At 67.0% G+C, this 18,925-nt stretch carries 25 protein-coding genes and 1 riboswitch; of the genes, 12 read left to right on the forward strand and 13 right to left on the reverse strand.

Annotated features, from left to right (window positions below; translation table 11 throughout):
- Both A5625_RS09995 and A5625_RS10000 read left to right on the forward strand, forming a co-directional pair.
- A partial coding sequence (locus A5625_RS09995; protein WP_369829999.1) for a phosphatidylcholine/phosphatidylserine synthase occupies window positions 1-558 on the forward strand: 558 nt, incomplete at its 5' end.
- The gene (locus A5625_RS10000; RefSeq protein ID WP_066992322.1) at window positions 555-2,720 is read left to right on the forward strand and encodes an AAA family ATPase; all 2,166 of its coding nucleotides are present in this window, start codon (window positions 555-557) and stop codon (window positions 2,718-2,720) included. The genes A5625_RS09995 and A5625_RS10000, both read left to right, overlap by 4 nt.
- Here the strand turns inward: A5625_RS10000 and A5625_RS10005 are convergent.
- Window positions 2,694-3,290, reverse strand: a complete 597-nt coding sequence (locus A5625_RS10005; protein WP_066992325.1) for a TetR/AcrR family transcriptional regulator — start codon at window positions 3,288-3,290, stop codon at window positions 2,694-2,696. The two genes, A5625_RS10000 and A5625_RS10005, sit on opposite strands and share 27 nt — an antisense overlap.
- Window positions 3,291-3,311: 21 nt before the next feature.
- Between A5625_RS10005 and A5625_RS10010 the strand changes: the two genes are divergently transcribed.
- Entirely contained in the window at window positions 3,312-4,136 is an 825-nt protein-coding gene (locus tag A5625_RS10010; protein ID WP_066992326.1) for a DUF2867 domain-containing protein, read from the forward strand.
- Here A5625_RS10010 and A5625_RS10015 read toward each other — a convergent pair.
- The 8 genes from A5625_RS10015 to A5625_RS10050 all read right to left on the reverse strand — a co-directional run bounded on the left by A5625_RS10015 (window position 4,133) and on the right by A5625_RS10050 (window position 9,959).
- Window positions 4,133-4,699: a TetR/AcrR family transcriptional regulator gene (locus A5625_RS10015; RefSeq protein WP_066992329.1), complete on the reverse strand. Its 567-nt coding sequence runs from the start codon at window positions 4,697-4,699 to the stop codon at window positions 4,133-4,135. The genes A5625_RS10010 and A5625_RS10015 overlap by 4 nt on opposite strands.
- Before the next feature lie 18 nt (window positions 4,700-4,717).
- Window positions 4,718-5,536, reverse strand: a complete 819-nt coding sequence (locus A5625_RS10020; RefSeq protein ID WP_066992332.1) for an enoyl-CoA hydratase-related protein — start codon at window positions 5,534-5,536, stop codon at window positions 4,718-4,720.
- On the reverse strand, window positions 5,533-6,555 hold the full coding sequence (locus A5625_RS10025; protein WP_066992335.1) for a TIGR03617 family F420-dependent LLM class oxidoreductase: 1,023 nt from the start codon (window positions 6,553-6,555) through the stop codon (window positions 5,533-5,535). The genes A5625_RS10020 and A5625_RS10025 overlap by 4 nt, the downstream gene beginning before the upstream one ends.
- A gap of 78 nt (window positions 6,556-6,633) precedes the next feature.
- The gene (locus tag A5625_RS10030; RefSeq protein ID WP_066992338.1) at window positions 6,634-7,269 is read right to left on the reverse strand and encodes an LON peptidase substrate-binding domain-containing protein; all 636 of its coding nucleotides are present in this window, start codon (window positions 7,267-7,269) and stop codon (window positions 6,634-6,636) included.
- Window positions 7,270-7,271: 2 nt separating this feature from the next.
- Window positions 7,272-8,423, reverse strand: a complete 1,152-nt coding sequence (locus A5625_RS10035; RefSeq protein WP_197516043.1) for a glutamate--cysteine ligase — start codon at window positions 8,421-8,423, stop codon at window positions 7,272-7,274.
- Window positions 8,404-9,087, reverse strand: a complete 684-nt coding sequence (locus A5625_RS10040) for a superoxide dismutase family protein (RefSeq protein WP_066992344.1) — start codon at window positions 9,085-9,087, stop codon at window positions 8,404-8,406. The genes A5625_RS10035 and A5625_RS10040 overlap by 20 nt, the downstream gene beginning before the upstream one ends.
- A 73-nt stretch (window positions 9,088-9,160) precedes the next feature.
- Window positions 9,161-9,631: a LytR C-terminal domain-containing protein gene (locus A5625_RS10045; protein ID WP_066992348.1), complete on the reverse strand. Its 471-nt coding sequence runs from the start codon at window positions 9,629-9,631 to the stop codon at window positions 9,161-9,163.
- Window positions 9,632-9,650: 19 nt separating this feature from the next.
- Entirely contained in the window at window positions 9,651-9,959 is a 309-nt protein-coding gene (locus tag A5625_RS10050; RefSeq protein WP_007768412.1) for a DUF3263 domain-containing protein, read from the reverse strand.
- Between the two features lie 201 nt (window positions 9,960-10,160).
- Here A5625_RS10050 and A5625_RS10055 point away from each other — a divergent pair, with 201 nt between their 5' ends.
- The 4 genes from A5625_RS10055 to A5625_RS10070 all read left to right on the forward strand — a co-directional run bounded on the left by A5625_RS10055 (window position 10,161) and on the right by A5625_RS10070 (window position 13,114).
- Window positions 10,161-10,754 (forward strand): peptide deformylase, encoded by a 594-nt coding sequence (locus tag A5625_RS10055; RefSeq protein ID WP_066992351.1) that lies wholly within the window; start codon window positions 10,161-10,163, stop codon window positions 10,752-10,754.
- Window positions 10,754-11,668, forward strand: a complete 915-nt coding sequence (locus A5625_RS10060) for a GCN5 family acetyltransferase (protein WP_066992354.1) — start codon at window positions 10,754-10,756, stop codon at window positions 11,666-11,668. Before A5625_RS10055 ends, A5625_RS10060 begins: the two co-directional genes overlap by 1 nt.
- A 56-nt stretch (window positions 11,669-11,724) precedes the next feature.
- Window positions 11,725-12,531, forward strand: a complete 807-nt coding sequence (locus A5625_RS10065) for an exodeoxyribonuclease III (protein ID WP_066992446.1) — start codon at window positions 11,725-11,727, stop codon at window positions 12,529-12,531.
- A gap of 136 nt (window positions 12,532-12,667) precedes the next feature.
- Window positions 12,668-13,114, forward strand: coding sequence for a hypothetical protein (locus tag A5625_RS10070; protein ID WP_066992356.1), 447 nt, complete (start codon window positions 12,668-12,670; stop codon window positions 13,112-13,114).
- 15 nt (window positions 13,115-13,129) lie between these two features.
- Here A5625_RS10070 and A5625_RS30460 read toward each other — a convergent pair whose 3' ends face one another.
- Window positions 13,130-13,396 carry an Rv1535 domain-containing protein gene (locus A5625_RS30460; protein ID WP_082984354.1) on the reverse strand — a complete coding sequence of 89 codons (267 nt, stop codon included), beginning with the start codon at window positions 13,394-13,396 and terminating at the stop codon, window positions 13,130-13,132.
- 72 nt (window positions 13,397-13,468) lie between these two features.
- On the opposite strand from A5625_RS30460, the gene A5625_RS10075 reads away from it, so the two are divergent.
- Window positions 13,469-13,744 carry a hypothetical protein gene (locus A5625_RS10075; protein WP_156748102.1) on the forward strand — a complete coding sequence of 92 codons (276 nt, stop codon included), beginning with the start codon at window positions 13,469-13,471 and terminating at the stop codon, window positions 13,742-13,744.
- Here the strand turns inward: A5625_RS10075 and A5625_RS10080 are convergent.
- The 3 genes from A5625_RS10080 to A5625_RS10090 all read right to left on the reverse strand — a co-directional run bounded on the left by A5625_RS10080 (window position 13,741) and on the right by A5625_RS10090 (window position 15,131).
- On the reverse strand, window positions 13,741-13,938 hold the full coding sequence (locus A5625_RS10080) for a hypothetical protein (protein ID WP_066992362.1): 198 nt from the start codon (window positions 13,936-13,938) through the stop codon (window positions 13,741-13,743). The genes A5625_RS10075 and A5625_RS10080 overlap by 4 nt on opposite strands.
- Window positions 13,935-14,297 carry an STAS domain-containing protein gene (locus tag A5625_RS10085; RefSeq protein WP_066992366.1) on the reverse strand — a complete coding sequence of 121 codons (363 nt, stop codon included), beginning with the start codon at window positions 14,295-14,297 and terminating at the stop codon, window positions 13,935-13,937. The genes A5625_RS10080 and A5625_RS10085 overlap by 4 nt, the downstream gene beginning before the upstream one ends.
- 129 nt (window positions 14,298-14,426) lie before the next feature.
- Window positions 14,427-15,131, reverse strand: coding sequence for a PAS and ANTAR domain-containing protein (locus A5625_RS10090; protein ID WP_066992369.1), 705 nt, complete (start codon window positions 15,129-15,131; stop codon window positions 14,427-14,429).
- Window positions 15,132-15,236: 105 nt separating this feature from the next.
- Window positions 15,237-15,347, forward strand: a riboswitch (TPP riboswitch).
- Between A5625_RS10090 and thiC the strand changes: the two genes are divergently transcribed.
- The 4 genes from thiC (at window position 15,342) to A5625_RS10110 (ending at window position 18,919) form a co-directional block, all read left to right on the forward strand.
- Window positions 15,342-16,982: a phosphomethylpyrimidine synthase ThiC gene (thiC, locus tag A5625_RS10095; protein ID WP_066992372.1), complete on the forward strand. Its 1,641-nt coding sequence runs from the start codon at window positions 15,342-15,344 to the stop codon at window positions 16,980-16,982. (Overlaps the previous riboswitch by 6 nt.)
- Window positions 16,979-17,806 (forward strand): bifunctional hydroxymethylpyrimidine kinase/phosphomethylpyrimidine kinase, encoded by an 828-nt coding sequence (gene thiD, locus A5625_RS10100; RefSeq protein ID WP_066992376.1) that lies wholly within the window; start codon window positions 16,979-16,981, stop codon window positions 17,804-17,806. The genes thiC and thiD overlap by 4 nt, the downstream gene beginning before the upstream one ends.
- Complete coding sequence (locus A5625_RS10105) at window positions 17,803-18,438, forward strand: alpha/beta family hydrolase (protein ID WP_066992378.1); 636 nt, start codon at window positions 17,803-17,805, stop codon at window positions 18,436-18,438. Before thiD ends, A5625_RS10105 begins: the two co-directional genes overlap by 4 nt.
- A 46-nt stretch (window positions 18,439-18,484) precedes the next feature.
- Window positions 18,485-18,919 (forward strand): MarR family winged helix-turn-helix transcriptional regulator, encoded by a 435-nt coding sequence (locus tag A5625_RS10110; protein ID WP_066992381.1) that lies wholly within the window; start codon window positions 18,485-18,487, stop codon window positions 18,917-18,919.
- Window positions 18,920-18,925 lie beyond the last annotated feature (6 nt).

The raw sequence follows: 18,925 nt of genomic DNA on the forward strand, positions 1-18,925 counted from the left end.
TGGGTGGTGATCCTGCTCTATGCGGTCTGCGTGGTGTTGCGGCTGGCCCGATTCAACGCCTTGCAAGACGACGGCAGCCAGCCGTCCTATGCGCACGAATTCTTCGTCGGCATGCCCGCGCCGGCCGGCGCGATCTCGATGATCGGTCTCATCGGACTCAAGTTGCAGTTCGGCGACGGCTGGTGGACCTCACCGTTGTTCCTGTGCATCTGGATCACCGGCACCTCGATTCTGATGGTCAGCAAGATTCCGATGCGCAAGATGCATGCGGTCGCCGTGCCGCCGAGTTGGGCGGCACCGCTGCTGGCGATCTTGGCGATCTGCGCGGCGGCGGCGGTGCTGGCGCCCTACGTGTTGATCTGGGTCATCATCATCGCCTACCTGTGCCACGTGCCGTTCGCCATCCGCAACCAGCGTTGGTTGGCCGCGCATCCCGAGGCGTGGGATCACGCACCCAAGCAGCGTCGCGCCACACGGCGGGCGATCCGCCGGGCACAGCCCAACCGCCGGTCGGTGGCGCGGCTGGGCTTGCGCAAACCGGGCAGGCGCGTGCCGTGAGCCCCGGCGCGGCCCGCCAGCTCACCCTGACCGCCCGGCTGAACACCTCGGCCGTCGACTCCCGCCGCGGTGTCATTCGGTTACACCCGAGTGCCGTTGCCGCACTGGGTATTCGGGAATGGGACGCGGTGTCGCTGATCGGCTCGCGGACCACGGCCGCGGTCGCGGGCCTGGCCGGTCCGGACACGCCGGTCAGCACGGTGCTGCTCGACGACGTGACCCTGTCCAACGCGGGGCTGCGCGAGGGAACCGCGGTGATCGTCAGCGCGGTCACCGTCTACGGCGCACGCACGGTGACGTTGTCCGGCTCGACGTTGGCCACCCAGTCGGTGACCCCGGTGACGCTGCGACAAGCCTTGCTGGGCAAGGTGATCACCGTGGGCGACGCCGTGTCGCTGCTGCCCCGCGATCTGGGCCCGGGCACCTCGACGTCGGAAGCCACCCGCGCGCTGGCCACCGCGGTGGGCATCAGCTGGACCTCGGAGCTGCTCACCGTCACCGGGGTCGATCCCGAGGGGCCGGTGAGCGTGCAGCCCAACTCGCTGGTCACCTGGGGCACCGGTGTTGCGGCCGGCGCCGGGACGCGGATATCGGTTGAACTCGCCAGGCCGCAGTTGGTCGTCGAGGAACTCAAAGGCACTCAGCCGCAGGCCGCCAAGCTCGTCGAATGGCTCAAGCTCGCGCTCGATGAACCGCACCTGCTCAAGGCATTGGGCGCCGGGGCCAACCTGGGCGTGCTGGTATCGGGTCCGGCCGGCGTGGGCAAGGTGACCCTGGTGCGCGCGGTGTGCGGCGACCGCAGGCTGGTCACGCTGGACGGCCCGGAGGTCGGCGCGCTGAGCGCCGAAGACCGGGTCAAGGCGGTGGCCTCGGCGGTGCAGACGGTCCGCGACGGTGGCGGCGTGCTGCTGATCACCGACGTCGATGCCCTACTGCCAGCCACCGCCGAGCCGGTGGCCTCGCTGATCCTTGGCGAGCTGCGCACCGCCGTTGCCAGCGACGGCGTCGCCTTGATCGCCACCTCGGCACGACCCGACCAGCTCGATACCCGGCTGCGCGCGCCCGATCTGTGCGACCGCGAGCTGAGCCTGCCGCTGCCCGATGCCGCCACTCGCAAAGCACTGCTGGAGTCACTGCTGAAAAACGTGCCCACCGGCGATCTTGGTCTCGACGAAATCGCCTCCCGTACACCGGGTTTCGTTGTCGCTGACCTGTCCGCTCTGGTACGTGAGGCGGCGCTGCGAGCAGCATCGCGGGCCAGTAGCGACGGCCGGCCACCCGAGCTGAAACAGGATGACCTGGTCGGCGCGCTGACCGTCATCAGACCGCTGTCCCGCTCGGCCAGTGAGGAAGTCAGCGTTGGCAACATCACCCTTGATGACGTCGGCGACATGGTCGAGGCCAGACAGGCCCTCACCGAGGCCGTGTTGTGGCCGTTGCAACATCCGGACACCTTCGCCCGGTTGGGGGTCGACCCGCCGCGCGGGGTGCTGCTGTACGGACCGCCCGGGTGCGGCAAGACCTTCATCGTGCGCGCACTGGCCAGCACCGGGCAACTATCCGTGCACGCCGTGAAGGGATCCGAGCTGATGGACAAATGGGTGGGCAGCTCGGAAAAGGCGGTGCGCGAACTGTTTCGGCGCGCCCGTGATTCGGCACCCTCGCTGATCTTCCTGGACGAGGTGGACGCGCTGGCGCCGCGGCGCGGGCAGAGCTTCGACTCGGGCGTCTCCGATCGTGTGGTCGCCGCGCTGCTGACCGAGCTTGACGGTGTCAACCCGCTGCGCGATGTTGTCGTGCTGGGCGCCACAAACCGGCCGGATCTCATCGACCCCGCGCTGCTGCGCCCGGGCCGGCTGGAGCGGTTGGTGTTCGTGGAGCCGCCCGACGCCGCCGCGCGCGGCGAAATCCTGCGCACCGCAGGCAAATCGATTCCGCTGAGCGCCGACGTCGATCTCGACGAGGTCGCGGCCGGACTCGACGGCTACAGCGCCGCCGATTGCGTGGCGCTGTTGCGGGAGGCCGCGCTGACCGCCATGCGCCGATCCATCGATGCCACCGACGTGACGGCCGCCGACCTGGCGGTGGCGCACGAAAACGTCCGTCCCTCTTTGGATCCCATCCAGGTCGAGTCGCTACGGGCGTTCGCCAAAGCTCTGTAGTACGGCCCGCACCGACGCCGCTACGTCGTTTTCCAGCCAGGACGGCATCGGCTCGTCGTGTGCGTGGCGCCGTACCACTGCGTAGGGCAGGTCGGCGACGGCTCGCGCGACGGCGTCGACGGATCGCGGCTTGTTGTTGCCATACAGTTGGCGGGCCAGCATCGCGACGCGCTCGGTCAGCGGGGCGTTCATCGTGGCCAGGGTCTGCTGGAACGACGCGTCGGGTTCGCCGTCCAGCAGGTCGCCCGGCCGGATCGTCAACAACAATCGGGCGTCTTCGGGGTGGGCACGCGCGAACCTCACGGCGGCCAAGGCCATCGCAACGGCGGTGTCCGCGGGGGTCTCACCGTCGGCGGCCAGCGCGAGCGCCTGGAAGCGCTCAAGGGCGCGCAGCCAGGCCGCCGTCAGGATGCCGTCGCGGTTGCCGAACCGGTGGTACAAGGTGCCCGCCGGTGCCCCACTGGCTTTGGCGATCGCGGCGACGCCGGCCGCCCGCGGTCCGCCGTCGAGCACCAGCGCTCGGGCTGCGTCCAGGATCACATCGGTTTCATGCTTCCGCGGAGGTGCCATGATCTAGTACATTCCTTCTATATGGAACGATTACCCTATATCGATGAGCATGCCATATCCATTGATGCGAGCCGTGCCGACACGTGGTCGGCGCTGCTGCGGGTGATGTGTCGCGACCCGCACGACCCGTCGACCGTGCCGATCGGCTTCACCGTGGACGAAGCCCGGCCACCGCAGCGGTTCGCCCTGAAGGGCCGGCACTGGTTCGCGGTCTACCGGTGGGTGTTCGAGCTGGACGAACTCGACGGCGCCGCGCGCACCCGGCTGCGGGCGGCCACCTGGGCGGACTTCCCCGGTGTGCACGGCAAGGTCTATCGGGCGCTGGTGATCGGCACCGGCGGGCACCGAATCGTGGTGCAGCGAACGCTGAAACGTGTTGCCACAACGGCGCTCGACGAACGCGCGCAGACCGGCGAGACGGCCGCCGATTACGCTGACGTCTTCGAAGTCCCGATCCCCGCTGGTGACGTGCGCACCGCCGAACAGATGTTTCGTGACGGACTTCGGGATGGACCCGGGGGCGGCGCTGTGTTGTGGATTCACCGGCACGTCTTGAGATTTCGGCTGGGTCCGATCTCCTCGCCGAATCACCTGATCGGCTGGTCGATCATGCGTTCGGATCCAGACGAACTGGTGTTGGCGACGCGCGGATCGTTGCTGCGCGGCGAACTGACGTTGCGGCGCCTGGACGGTCGCCGCGCCGTGCTCACCACTCGCCTGCACTACCGGCACCGGTTCGCTGCCCGGGCGGTCTGGGCGGTGGTCGGCCCGCTGCACCGGATCGTGGCACCGCGACTGATGGAACGCAGCGCCGGCCGGCGAGGTGACCTGGCGCGGATAAGTTAGCCCGCTGCGTCGGCGCGCACGCCGGCCAGGATCCAGCGGATAGTCATCGGGAAGTTCTTGGCGATTTTGCCGGTCTCGGCCTCGCTTCGGGGCGAGTGTTGCGGCTCGCGTAGCGCCCGCACCTCGATGATGGTGTGGTTGATCGTCACGGTGACCAGCGACCGGCAGCACTCACGCGCCAGAGCTCGCGGAATGCCGTCACGCACAGTCGCGTTCAGCAGATCATCAATGTAACCGGCCACCGCTTGGCGGTCGTCGATGGTCATCAGCTCGGTCAGGAACGGGTGCGCACGCAAGGCCGCATGCAAGGCCTGACACCAGTGCCACGCGGTGGACTCCCAGGTGTCGTACTCCGCGAAGTCCAGTCGCAGCCGGGAGAAATGCTGTGCTACCAGCTCCCGGATGAGCTGCTCGCGGGTGCCGACCTGTTGGTAGAGCGTCCGCGTCGAGATCTTCAGCTCGGCGGCCAGCCGCCGAGCGTTCAACGCGCCTGCGCCTTCGGCGTCCAGCAGCGCCAGCGCCCGATCGTAGATGTCCTGCACCGGAATCAGCGGCCGGGGCATGAGAGGGCTACCGGCCGCTCATGGCTCGGGAAGCGGTGTCCACTCGTGGGACAGCCGCGAGGTGAAGTGCGGTGACCGGCGTTCGAGGAAGGCGGCGACTCCTTCGGCGGCATCGGCGCCACCCATCAGCCGCTCGTGCAACTGGGTTTCCAGCGATGCGACCTGTCGCGGCGTGTAGCGATTGATCGCGCTGTCCCACAGCAGGCGCTTACACAGCGCCGCCGACATCGGGGCGACATTGACGGCGATATCGCGGGCCATCGCCACGGCGTGGTCTAACACCTGCCTGGCCGGCAATGCCCGGTTGGCGACACCGAGTGCGGTGGCCTCGGTCCCGCCGAATGTGCGCCCGGTGAGCAGGATGTCGGCGGCCACGCCCAGGGTGGTCAGCTGGGCCAGTGTCCAATGCGACATGCAGTCCGGCATGACGCCCCGGCGAACCTGCACCACACCGTATTTGGCGTCCTCGGCGACGATGCGGATATCGGTCTGCAATGCGATGGTCAGCCCGATGCCGATGGCGTGGCCGTTGACCGCGGCGATTACGGGTTTGCGTAATTCGAAAGCCGCCGGGCTGATCGGGGCGGCCGAGAACGTGCCGTTGTCCGCGGGTGCGTCGAACGGGCTTGTGCCGCCGGAGAAGTCAGCCCCGGCGCAAAAGGAGCGTCCGGCGCCGGTCACGACGATGGCCCGTACGTCGTCGTCTTCGTCGCAGTCCCGGTAGGCGCGGCTCAGCAGCGTGCCCATTTCGGCGGTGTAGGCGTTGAGATGTTCGGGCCGGTTCAGCGTGAGAACCGCTACGCCCGAATCGATTTCGATTGTCAGGTGAGGGCTCATGGCAGGGCCGGTACCCGGTGCAGTGCGCCGATCATGTCCGCGACGTCCGCTGGGCGGGGGGTGTAGCCGGGAAAGTAGCAGCACACCTCGTCGGCGTGCTCGCCGAACCGCGCGGCGATCTGCTGTGCGCACTGCTCGGGTGTACCGACCACCCCGATTCGGGCCACCATCTCGTCGGTGATCAGTCGGCGCATCTCGGCGAAACGGCCCTGCTTGGACAACACGTTGAGCTCGGGGTGGACCTCGGCCCACCCCTCGACCTGCAGTACCGGCAGATACGCAGGCGTGGAACCGTAGAACGCGATCAGGGACGCTACCCCGTTGATCGCGGTCGCCAGGTCGGCCTCGTCGCGGCCGACGGCGACCATGGCCTGGGCGATGATCTGGAACTCACCCGGCGTCCGCCCCGAGCGGTGCAGCCCCTCCCCGATGGCCGGCACGGTGCGTTCGGCGAAGTGGCGGGCACTGTTGAACGGCATCACCAGCAGACCGTCGGCCACCTCGGCGGCGGTCCGCGTCATCACCGGACCCAGGGCACCCAGCAGCACCGGCGGTGGCCCGAACGGGTTGGGTCCGGGGTTGAAGTTGGGCGCCATGATGGTGTGCGTGTAGTACTCGCCGCGAAAGTCCAAGCGGCTCTGGCCTTCCCACGCGGCGAAGATGGCCTTGATCGCGGTGATGGCTTCGGCCATTCGCGGCGCGGGTCTGCCCCATGTGCTGCCATAACGCTTTTCGATGTGGACTCTGATCTGCGAGCCCAGGCCCAGCCGGAACCGGCCGCCGCTGTACAACTGCAGGTCGTAGGCGGAATGCGCCATGTGTAACGGGCTGCGCGGCGGGGCGATCGCCACGTTGGTCGTCAAGTCCAGGCTGGTCGTTTCGGCGGCGATCAGCAGCGGAAAGAAGACGTCATGCTGGCCCTCGAAGGTGAACAGCCCATCTGCCCCGGTCGCGGCGATCTCGGCGGCGCTTGCCGCCGCGTGCGCCGGTGAACCGCTGACCTGAAGCTGTACCTTCATGCGCCCACCGTTCGTTAGGAAAACACTGTGTTTCTACCGCATCGGCGAGCGCAGCCGCAACCACGAAGCCCGCGACCGCTATTCGGAGAGCTGAAACTCCACCACCTCGGCGACCGCATCCACCGCTTCGCGCAGCGCGGCGAGACGGCCGGCGGCCGTCGGCGCCGACAACACCGCGTAGCGGTCGGCCGTGCCGATCGGGATGCGAGACGCCAACGCGTACAGCCGTTTCCCGGCCTCCTCGGCCGGGTCGTGGCCCAGGATCACCTCGCGGTCGGGAAGTTTGATGTCGCGTGCCTGCGCGATGCGTTCGAACAGCGCCATGGCCCGGTCCTCCACGTCGAGCAACTGGGCGTCCGAAACCCCATCCCCGGACTCGTCGGGCCACAGCGCGACCCTGGCCCGCGGATAGGGGTCGTCGGGCAGCCATTCGGACACTCGAATCCGTTCCCCGGTACGGCAATTCAATGAATACCGGCCGGTGCCGTGGTCGGCGCAGTCGATGATCCGGCACAACACGCCCACATCGCAACGCGCATCGCCGCCGCCGACCTCGCGCCCACGCGAGATCAGTACCACTCCGAATGGGTCCGCGGTGTCCAGGCAGTGCCGCACCAGCGCACCGTAGCGCGGCTCGAAGATCCGCAATGGCAGGTCCTGATCGGGCAGCAGCGCTGACTCCAGCGGGAACATCGCCAGCTCAAAGGATTCCATCGTCAGATCTCCAGTTCGGCCACCAGTGCGTCGACGACCGCGCGCAAGTCCCCGTCGTGTTCTTCGGCCACCCGGCGCTGTCGTTGATAGGAGGCGCCCTGCCGGACTATGTCGGCCACCGCGGCCAACTCGTCGACACAATGCAACTTCTTGGCCACCGGCTCCAGCCGGTTCAGCACGTCCTCGAGATCCTCGGTGACCAATCGCTCGTTGCTGTCGGCGTCCAGGATGATCACCGCATCCAGGCCGTAGCGGGCGGCGCGCCACTTGTTCTCCTGGTTGTGCCAGGGCGGCATGGTCGGCAACGACTCGTCGGCTTCCAGTCTGCGGTCCAAATCGACCACCAAACAGTGCGTCAACGCGACCAGGGCACCCAGCTCGCGCAGGTTGGACACGCCGTCGCAGATCCGCATCTCGAGCGTGCCCAAATGCGGGGAAGGCCGGATGTCCCAACGGACTTCGTCGACGTGATCGATGATGCCGGTCTTCTTCTGGTCGTAGACGAAGCCTTCGAATTCCGCCCAGGTCTGAAACTGAAAGGGCAGCCCGGCGGTGGGCAACTGCTGGAACATCATCGCGCGGTTGCTGGCGTATCCGGTGTCTACGCCCGCCCACCACGGTGACGACGCCGACAGTGCCAGCAGGTGCGGATAATAGTTGAGCAACGACGTCATGATCGGCATTGCCTTGTACGGCGAGGAGATGCCGACGTGCACGTGCACACCCCAGATCAGCATCTGCCGTCCCCACCATTGGGTGCGCTTGATCAGTTCGGCATAGCGCGGAGCGTCGGTGAGCTTCTGAGAAGTCCACTGCGCGAACGGGTGTGCGCCGGCGCAGAACAACTCCATGCCGCGATCCCGCACAATGCGGCGCGCCGGCCCCAGGGTCTGCCGCAGATCCTCCATGGCCTCGCCCGCCGAACCGCAGATGCCGGTGACCACTTCGACGGTGTTGCGCAGCAATTCCTTGTGCACGCGCGGATTTTCGCCGATCTCGGCGATCACCGCGGTGGCTTCGTTGCTCAGGTCGCGGGTGTGCGCGTCGACCAGCGCGAACTCCCACTCGACCCCGAGGGTGGGCCGGGGTGAGCGGGCGAAATCGATGTGCGCTTCGCCTCGCTTCAAGGCAGCTTTAGCCGGCACCGATGACACCGCACGCCACTCGCTTGCCGGCGTCACCGGTAGTCATCGTCATATCGTCGGCGCCCGGCGTTCCGTTGGACTGTTTGTAGCGCTCCGCGGGGATGTTGGCGAAGTTGTCGGCACCGGCATGAATGATGAGCGCGGTCTTCTGCCCGGAGACCAGATCCTGCATGGTGAATGCGTCCGTGGTGGTCGTCAGGTTTCCGGAGCCGTCCTTGCGAACCTGCAGCGAGGTGAGGTCGCCGCTGGCGGGTTCGACGTTGTGCCCGGGTGCCTGGAAGTGGCCACCGGCGGACAGGAAGTCGCCCGGCGCACCCCCGGTCGGGGCGACCGAATTGGGCTCGCACTTGCCGATCTTGTGGATGTGCACTCCGTGGAAGCCCGGGGTGAGTACCCCGCCCGCGGTCGTTTGGATCGTGACGGTGGCATAGCCGTCGTTGAACTCGAACTTGGCTGTGGCGACCTGGGTGCCGTTTGGTGCCTTGAGGTGAGTGCCGACGTTCGGTGTCGTTGCGGGCCCGGGCTCCGAGGCTTCGGCGCTCGACGCCGGCGATGGTGATCCGGTCCAAATCGCGGGGGTGGTACCGGGACCTGACGCCACGTGCTCGGGCGCCGAACAGGCGCCCAGCAGCACGACGCAACCCGCCAGCACCAGCGGAGGCAGCGTACGCATAGCCAAAAGCCTAGCCCCGCGACGAGGCTCGCCGGAACGGCTCACAGACGAGTCGGGCGATCAAGCCCGGCGGTCAGCCCGCGACGAGGACGATGACACCCGGCGGTTCGCCACTGAGCGCGGGAATCCGTGGTTCGACCGGTGCGCCGAGGTTTTTGCCCACCGCATCGGCGGTGGCGTGTTCGTCGCCGGCGTCGGTGTAGTAGACCGTGGTGGCCGAGACGTCGGGCACGGCCATGTTGTCGACCTTGGTGACTTTGAATCCGGCGGACGTCAGCTGGTCCTTGGCGCGCGCAGCGACACCCTCTTTCGAGGAGATGTTGTAGATCTGCACCTCGGCCTGGGTGGACGCCGGCTTGTTGGTGGGCGACGCCGACGCCGAACTGGTGGTGCTGGATACCGGCGACGCCGAGTCGTCGTCAGAGCTCCCGGATGAACCCAGGGCCTGCCAACCGAGCAGCAGGAAAATGACGCCAAGGAACAACAGCACCATCACCATGGCCCGCAGGGGCAGCCCGGTGGAGTCGGGAACTCGTTCTTTCATCGAGCCCTACTGTAACGAGTCAGGTCACCTCGAAGCCGAGGCGCCGCGCCGCACGCGCCTTCTGCCTGCTGGCACGCAGCCGGCGCAGCCGTTTCACCAGCATCGGGTCGGCCGCCAGCGCCTCGGGCCGGTCAACGAGCGCGTTGAGCACCTGGTAGTAACGCGTCGCCGACATCGAGAACAACTCCTTGATGGCGTCTTCCTTCACGCCGGCGAACTTCCACCACTGGCGCTCGAACGCCAGGATGTCGTGCTCGCGGCGGGTCAGCCCATCTGCGATCTCAGAGTCGTCCCCCGATCGATTTGCCCGCGCCATGGCGCTGTCCATATCGCTTCCCCTGGACCCTTTCGGCGAATTCCGAACTGCTCGAATGACTTGACTTAGCTAAGGGCGTGTTTCGGCGAATATTGAAACACGCGCCAAACCCTCAAGCCGTCATCCAGACCCGCGAGTCGGCGGATTGACCTAGATTGCCGGACTCCGATCGGCGGCTGAGCAGCCCACGCGCGTGCGGTAGCTTAGCCGATCATGGCAGTGGTTCCGATTCGCATCGTTGGAGATCCCGTTCTGCATACCCCGACACAACCGGTACCGGTCGCTGCCGACAGTTCACTGCCGGCGGATCTGGCCGAGTTGATCGCCAACATGTACGACACCATGGACGCCGCGCACGGGGTGGGGCTGGCGGCCAACCAGATCGGGGTCGGCTTGCGGGTCTTCGTCTACGACTGCGCCGACGAACGGGGCCTCACCGAGCGCCGGCGCGGAGTCGTCGTCAACCCGGTGCTGGAAACCTCGGAGATACCCGAGACCATGCCCGACCCGGAGAACGACGACGAGGGGTGCCTGTCGGTGCCGGGCGAGTCGTTCCCCACCGGCCGTGCCAAGTGGGCACGCGTCACCGGACTCGATGCCGAGGGCAAGCCGATCTCCATCGAAGGCAACGACCTGTTTGCCCGCATGCTGCAGCACGAAACCGGACACCTGGACGGCTTTCTCTATCTGGACCGCCTCATCGGCCGGCACGCGCGCAGCGCGAAAAGGGCTGTCAAATCCCACAACTGGGGCGTGCCCGGTCTCTCCTGGATGCCCGGCGAGGGACCGGATCCGTTCGGTCACTGATGTTCTCGTGGCCTGACCCGGGCACCCGGGTGACGGTTCGCTTCCGGCGCCCGGCCGGTTCGGTGCCGCCGCTGACCGATGCGGTGGGGCACCTACTGGCGATCGAGCCGATGGTGCGGGTAAAGACGAAGACCGGCGCGGTCGTCGAGTTCGCGGCCTCCGACGCGGTGGCGCTTCGGGTGCTCACCGACACCCCCATCCGCAACTCGCAGATCCGCGCACTCGAACATGCCGCCGCCGCGGCCTGGCCGGGCGCGGAGCATGAGTGGCTGGACGGCTGGCTGCTGCGGGCCGGGCACGGTGCCGGGATTGCCGCCAATTCGGCCGTACCACTGGATCTTTCCGCCCAAGTCGGCACCATCCCGGCGATCGTCGACTGGTACGAGCGCCGCGGCCTGACACCACGACTGGCCCTGCCCGAGCGAGTGCTGACGCTGCCGCCCGGGCTAAACGCCGAACACACGGAACAAGTTGTGGTGCGCGATCTTTCAGGTCCTCGCGCCGGCGACGCCGGCCCGTCCATCACCCTGTCACCGCGCCCCGACGACACGTGGCTGCGCATCCACGGAGGCGATGTTCCCGTCGACGTGCTCACCGCGGTCATCGACGGCGAACTCATGTTCGGGACACACTCCGACGCCACGGTCGCGCGCGCCGCGGTGACTCGGACGCCCGATGGTGCGATGTGGGTGGGCATCTCGGCTGTGCGCTCCGCCGAAAACGACTGCGACGATCGCGCCGGCGCGCAGTTGTGCGAGGCGTTGTTGGCGTGGGGCGCCGATCGCGGTGCGACGCGCGGTTACCTGCTGGTGCCCGACACCGGCGCGACCGCACTCGCCGCGGCGCTGGGATTCCGGCTGCACCATCGCCGCCGCTACGTCCCGGTCCGCCCGGGCGGCTGGGATAGCGTCTAGCCATGCCCGACGGCTCGGTTGATGACGGCTCGGTTGATGACGGCGAAGCGCGACGGCTGCGGCTGGCCACCTGGAATGTGAATTCGATCCGCTCCCGGCTCCCCCGCGTCGTCGACTGGCTGGCCCGCGCCGACGTCGACGTACTGGCCATGCAGGAGACCAAATGTTCGGACAGCCAGTTCCCCACCCTGCCGTTCTTCGAACTCGGCTACGAGGTGGCCCACGTCGGTTTCAATCAGTGGAACGGTGTGGCAATCGCCTCGCGCGTCGGTCTCGACGATGTGCAAATCGGATTCGACGGCCAACCCACTTGGAGTAGCAAGCCAGAAGTCGCCGCCACCGCGGAAGCCCGCGCCCTGGCCGCGACATGCGGTGGCGTCCGGATCTGGAGCCTCTACGTTCCCAACGGCCGGGCGCTGGGCGATCCGCACTACACCTACAAACTCGAATGGCTTGCCGCACTGCGTGATTCAGCACAGTCTTGGTTGCGCGACGATCCCGCGGCTGCGATCGCGCTGGCGGGCGACTGGAACATCGCTCCGCAAGACGACGACGTCTGGAGTATGGAGTTTTACGCCGGGGCCACGCACGTCTCCGAACCGGAGCGCCGCGCGTTCGGCGCCATTGTCGAGGCGCAATTCACTGACCTGGTGCGCCCTTTCGCCCCGGGGCCGGGCGTCTACACGTATTGGGATTACACCCGATTGCGGTTTCCGAAGCGGCAAGGCATGCGGATTGATTTCATCCTGGGCTCACCGGCATTGGCCGGCCGGGTGACCGACGCGCAGATCGTCCGCGAAGAACGCAAAGGCAAGGCGGCCAGCGATCACGCACCGGTCCTCGTCGATGTCAGGCCTGACTAGCCGCGTTCATACCGGACCGGTGCACACCAGACGCACATTAAGCTCAGGGAAATTTGATGCGGCTTCTCGTTGTCTGCGCGTTTGCAAGGTGGCAGGCTTTAAAAAATTAGAAGCAAATAGCAGCCAGGGAGTCATCATGGGTGTCATCGGCGGAGCAGTCCGAGGCGTGAGTCAGGCGGTGAACCGCGCGGCGACCGCTACGACCGCCGCCGCCGGTGCCGTGGGTGGCGCGGCGGTCAACGGAGTCATCGGCGGCGTCACCGGAGCCGCGGAGGGCGTCAAACGCGGAATGAGTAGCGGCAGCCACTCGGCGCCCGCGGCTGCTTTGGCGTTCGGCGCACTCGGCGTAGCCGGATTGGTCGAGTGGCCGGTGTTGCTGGCAGTGGGCGGCAGCGCACTGCTGTTGCAGAGGTTGAGCCGCAAACAGGGAACCGAGCCCCCCGCGGCCAAAGCGAACCTCAAAGCGGTACCGGCGGAATCTGCGCCACAGAAATCCGCGCCCGCGAAGACCGCCAGCAAGTCGACGGCAAAGAAGACGGCAGGACGCCGCGCGGGCACCACGGGGTTGCGCAGCACCAATTAGGCGAACCGCTGCAGCTCAGCCGGTCGCTCGGCGGTATCCCGCCGAAGCCAACTGTTGCGACGTCCAGCGCACCGTACGGTCTGCCCGGTGGGCGGACGGATCCGGACAGATTGGGCCTCGTACCACCCGGGACGGCGCTTTCGCGCTCCGATGAGGCGCCCGGTCATTTTGCCGAATCTCGACAACTCCGACCCGCCACAACAGCGCATAGAGTTCGACTAGCGGCACCCTCAGCACCGAAGCAACCGATGAAACTAGCGGATCGCCCCCGGCGTGGGTCATCGTCGACATAAGTCCGACGGTGAACGCGCGACCCAGCGAGACGGGAAACCCTTCGTTACCGAAAGGCAAATGATGGCCGAAAAGAAGACGCGGCGCGGGACGTCCCAGCGCGAGGCGGTACAAAAAATCCGGGAGGGCGAAACCTTCGCGGTGAACCTGCCGGTCATGGGCCAGGTGGAAATCCCCCGACCAGAGCAGTTGGCCTATTTCGGCGGGCTGGCCGCCCTGGCCGCCCTTGAACTCATCGACTGGCCGGTGGCAGTGGTGATCGCCGCCGGACACTTCCTGGCCAGCAACCATCACAACAAGCTCCTCGAGGAGCTGGGCGAAGCGATGGAGGATGCCTAGCCGCTCAGCTCGCCGCTGAGTCGCCCACGACCGCGTGATCGAACCGCAGGTTGCACCGCAGCGCGCATCGCGCTGGACCAGCCGCTGGGCGATCCCAGCGGATGAGCGTCCCAGTCGTATTCGGCGAACCGCCGGCCCATCTCTCCGCCCAAGGAAACCGCGGCGGCCAGGTCAGCCGGCAGGCGCGCGTTCATGGCTGTCGTCTGCGTTGCAACGCCGCGGACAGCGTCGGATAAACGTCGAAGACCCGATCCAATTCGGTGACCTGGATCGGTCGAAGCACTTGGTCATGGTCGGCGACCACTCGAACCGATGTGCCGGCGGCTTTTCCGTCCTCGTGACAGTCGAGCACCGCGTTCAACGCCGCGCTTCCGAAGAAATCAACCGCTTGCAAGTCGATCACCACCGGTCGGGCCGGCTGCGCTGTCGCAAGCTCGAGAGCGGTGTTCAGGTGAGCGGCGAGCTCACCGACGGTACGGGAGTCGATATCGCCTTTGACGCTCACGATCACTGCATCTTCGTGGGCCTCGTGTTCGACCGCCAACAACTTCATGCCTTTCGCCACAGCCAATGTTGAGATCTGCGGCCGCTAAGCCCGATGAGCGGCGGGGATGCGCGCTCGCGCATCGCAGATCACCAGAGATTAACCCGTTCCCGAACTGCTCGTTTACCGATTGGTGGGTTACCCGATGGGCTCGGGAGGAATCTTCTCGTGCACGGTCAACAGCAAATGGTCGAACTGACTCTGCAGAGTGGCTGCCGGTGACGGCAGGGTCGCCACTTCGATGAGTAGCTGCTTCGCCAGCGAACGCAGCTTCACGTTCGTTTCCTGAGACCGCCACTGCAGCACCCGAAACGCCTGCTCGGCGCTGACCCGGTACACGAACATCAGCACGCCCTTGGCCTGTTCGATGGCGGCGCGGCTCTCGAACAGGTCCGGCAATGCGGTGTCGAGCACCTCTTGCCGGGTTTCGTCGAAGGTGTCGGTGAGGTCGATGTAATAACCCTCGGTGCCCAGCACGGCGCCCGACTCGTCCAGCATGCGGTCGGCTACCACGATCGCGTCGTGCACCCTGCCCGCGGTATCCATGAACCGGTGCCGGCTGGAGAACGACTCTTCGGACTGCAGGGCGTGGTCGAGCAGCTCCTGGACGTGCGCGCGGTCGTCGGGATGCTTGTGCGACAAGAGCAGTTCGGTCGTCGGGACCACCTCGCCCGGTTCGTAGCCGTGCATCCTGGCGACTTCGTCGGACCATTCCCAGCGTTGGCCCACGAACCAGAACCTGAAGTCGCCGATATTCAGGTATCCAGGGGTCGGCTCTGTCGGCTCGGAAAATCGCGCGCCGCCCCCATCGGATTCACCACCTGTTCGCCTGCGCTGTTGCACGTTTGCATTTTTCCACTCGGGGAATGCCCTCGGCCACCGCCCCGGGGAATAGCCCGTCACTCTGCCATGCGGTCCCGGGTGGGGGTAACGTCGCGTGCGGACCCATCCATACGACGCGGGAGCGCACGCCGAGTGTGCTGAGAGGACGGCTCGGGGCCGTCGACCGTACGAACCTGACCGGGTAATGCCGGCGTAGGGAGATGAAAAAAGATGACCGTAACCGTCGAACCATCCGTCACCACCGGACCGATCTGGGGCAGCAGCAAGGCCTATCGCGACATCGAGGGTCCCGACGGGGTGTCCCTGCGGGTGCCGCTACGCCGGGTGCATCTGTCCAACGGCGAGGACTTCGACCTGTACGACACCTCGGGGCCCTACACCGATCCGGACGCGACGATCGACCTCGCCGCCGGACTGCCCGCGCGTGCCGGGCTGGTGCGCGACCGCGGCACCCAGCTGCAGCGTGCCCGCGCCGGTGAGATCACCGCGGAGATGGCGTTCATCGCCGCCCGTGAGGGCATGCCTGCCGAGTTGGTGCGTGACGAGGTGGCCCGCGGGCGCGCCGTCATCCCGGCCAACCACAACCACCCCGAGATCGAGCCGATGATCATCGGCAAGGCATTTGCGACCAAGGTCAACGCCAACATCGGGAACTCGGCGGTGACGTCGTCGATCGCCGAGGAGGTCGACAAGATGGTGTGGGCCACCCGATGGGGCGCCGACACCATCATGGACCTGTCCACCGGCAAGAACATCCACGAAACTCGTGAGTGGATCCTGCGCAACTCGCCGGTGCCGGTCGGCACCGTGCCCATCTATCAGGCGCTGGAAAAGACCAAGGGCGACCCGACCGAGCTGACCTGGGAGCTCTACCGCGACACCGTGATCGAGCAGTGCGAGCAAGGCGTGGACTACATGACCGTGCACGCCGGCGTGCTGCTGCGCTACGTGCCGCTGACCGCCAAGCGGGTCACCGGCATCGTGTCGCGCGGCGGCTCGATCATGGCCGCGTGGTGCCTGGCGCATCACCGGGAGTCGTTCCTGTACACCAACTTCGACGAACTCTGCGAAATCTTCGCCCGTTACGACGTCACCTTCTCCCTGGGTGACGGCCTGCGGCCGGGCTCGATCGCCGACGCCAACGACGCGGCGCAGTTCGCCGAGCTGCGCACCCTGGGCGAGTTGACCAAGATCGCGAAATCCCATGGCGTACAGGTGATGATCGAAGGCCCAGGCCACATCCCGATGCACAAGATCGTCGAGAACGTGCGGCTGGAAGAGGAGTGGTGCGAGGAGGCCCCGTTCTACACGTTGGGTCCGCTGGCCACCGACATCGCACCGGCCTACGACCACATCACCTCGGCGATCGGCGCGGCCATCATCGCCCAGGCCGGTACCGCGATGCTGTGCTACGTGACCCCCAAGGAGCATCTGGGGCTGCCGGACCGCAAGGACGTCAAGGACGGGGTGATCGCCTACAAGATCGCCGCGCACGCAGGCGATCTGGCCAAGGGACATCCGCACGCGCAGGAGCGCGACAACGCCTTGAGCACCGCCCGGTTCGAGTTCCGGTGGAACGACCAGTTCGCGCTGTCGCTCGATCCGGACACCGCACGGGCCTACCACGACGAGACACTGCCGGCCGAACCGGCCAAGACCGCGCACTTCTGCTCGATGTGCGGGCCGAAGTTCTGCTCGATGCGCATCACCCAAGATGTCCGCGACTACGCCGCCAAACACGGCCTGGACAGCGAAGAAGCGATCGAGGCGGCCATGACCGAGGGCATGGCGGAGAAGTCGCGCGAGTTCGCCGAGCACGGCAACCGGGTGTATCTGCCGCTGGCCCAGTGACGTTCCTGCCGCTGCCCGCGCCGGGCACGACGCCGCGCCGCGTGCTGTCCATCGCCGGGTCGGACTCCGGCGGCGGCGCGGGCATCGAAGCCGATATGCGCACGATGGCGCTGTTGGGCGTCCACGCGTGCGTTGCGGTGACCGCGGTCACCGTGCAGAACACGTTGGGCGTGCAGAGCTTTCACGAAGTGCCCGGTGAGGTTGTCGCCGGTCAGATGGAAGCCGTGGTCAGCGATATCGGCATCCAGTCCGCCAAGACCGGGATGCTCGCATCGTCGGCCATCATCGCGGCAGTGGCGGCCAGCTGGCGGAAGCTGCAGTTGAGCGTTCCACTCGTGGTCGATCCGGTGTGCGCATCCATGCACGGCGATCAGCTGCTGGCCACAGAGGCTCTGGAAACCCTTCGGACGCAATTGTTTCCATTGGCGACGCTGGTGACACCTAACCTGGACGAAGTGCGGCTGCTGGTCGGCATCGATGTGGTGGACGCCGAGTCGCAGCGCGCGGCGGCCAAGGCGCTGCATGCGCTGGGCCCGCAGTGGGTGCTGGTCAAGGGCGGTCACCTGCGGTCGTCGGATCGCAGCTGCGACCTGCTGTATGACGGCGCCGCCTGCTACGAGTTCGACTCCGAGCGGCTGCCCACCGGCAACGACCACGGCGGTGGCGACACGCTCGCCAGCGCCATCGCGTGCGCGCTGGCGCACGACTTCACCGTGCCGGACGCCGTCGAGTTCGGTAAGCGGTGGGTCACCGAATGTCTGCGCGCCGCCTACCCATTGGGCCGTGGCCACGGTCCCGTCTCTCCGCTGTTTCGGTTGTCATGAATCTCGATCAGATTGCCGGCATCGCGCACGAACCGGCGGGTGACCACAGGGGCGACCCAAACGGAATAGTGGTGTTGACTCACGGCGCCGGAGGCAACCGGGATTCGCCTCTGTTGCAACAGGTCTGCGACGAGTGGGCACAACGCGGATGGCTTGCGGTGCGCTACAACCTGCCCTACCGGCGACGCCGGCCGACCGGCCCGCCCTCCGGCTCCGCCACGGCCGACCGGGCCGGCATCGTCGAGGCGATCACATTGTGCCGGGGCCTTGCCGACGGCCCACTGATCGCCGGTGGGCATTCCTATGGCGGCCGGCAGACGTCCATGGTGGTTGCCGCGGGCGACGCCGCCGTGGACGTTTTGACGTTGTTCTCCTATCCGGTCCATCCCCCGGGAAAACCCGAACGCCCCCGTACCGAGCACCTGCCCGACATCACGGTGCCGACGGTGTTCACCCATGGGACTTCGGATCCCTTCGGCACACCCGACGAACTGCGCGCCGCGGCCGCGTTGATCACCGGAACGACAGCCGTCGTCGAGATCGCCAGTGCCCGCCACGATCTGCGGTCCAAGACGTTGAACGTAGCGGCGCTGGCCGTCGATGCGGCGCTACAGCTGCTCGGGCGGAAATAGACAGCCAAAACTGGACAGCCTCAGCTGTCTAATTTAGGGTGGTGTCGTGGATGGCATCAGCGACAACGCCGTGGCGGCGGCCCGCGATATTCGGGTGGTGTTCAGCCGGTTGCGGCGCCGGCTCAAGGACATCGCAGGCGACGGTCTGACGCCGTCGCAGACCGCGGTGCTCACCCGGCTGTGGAAAGAGGGGCCGTCGTCGGCCAGCGCATTGGCCGGTGCCGAGCAGGTGCGGCCGCAGTCGATGGCCACCATCCTGGCCGCCCTGGGCCAACGCGGGCTCATCGAGCGCGCGCCCGACCCGAATGACGGCCGGCGCCAAGTGGTCTCCCTGACCCTGGCGGGTAAACGGCGTGCCGAGAGCGACCGGCGCGCCCGCGAGGAGTGGCTGGCCCGAGCCATTCAGGAGCGCTATACCGAGGCCGAGCGGCGCGTCATCGTCGACGCATTGTCGCTACTCGAGCGCTTGACCGAGCAATGAGGACAC

Source organism: Mycobacterium sp. 1465703.0, from assembly GCF_001672975.1.
Lineage (GTDB): Bacteria > Actinomycetota > Actinomycetes > Mycobacteriales > Mycobacteriaceae > Mycobacterium.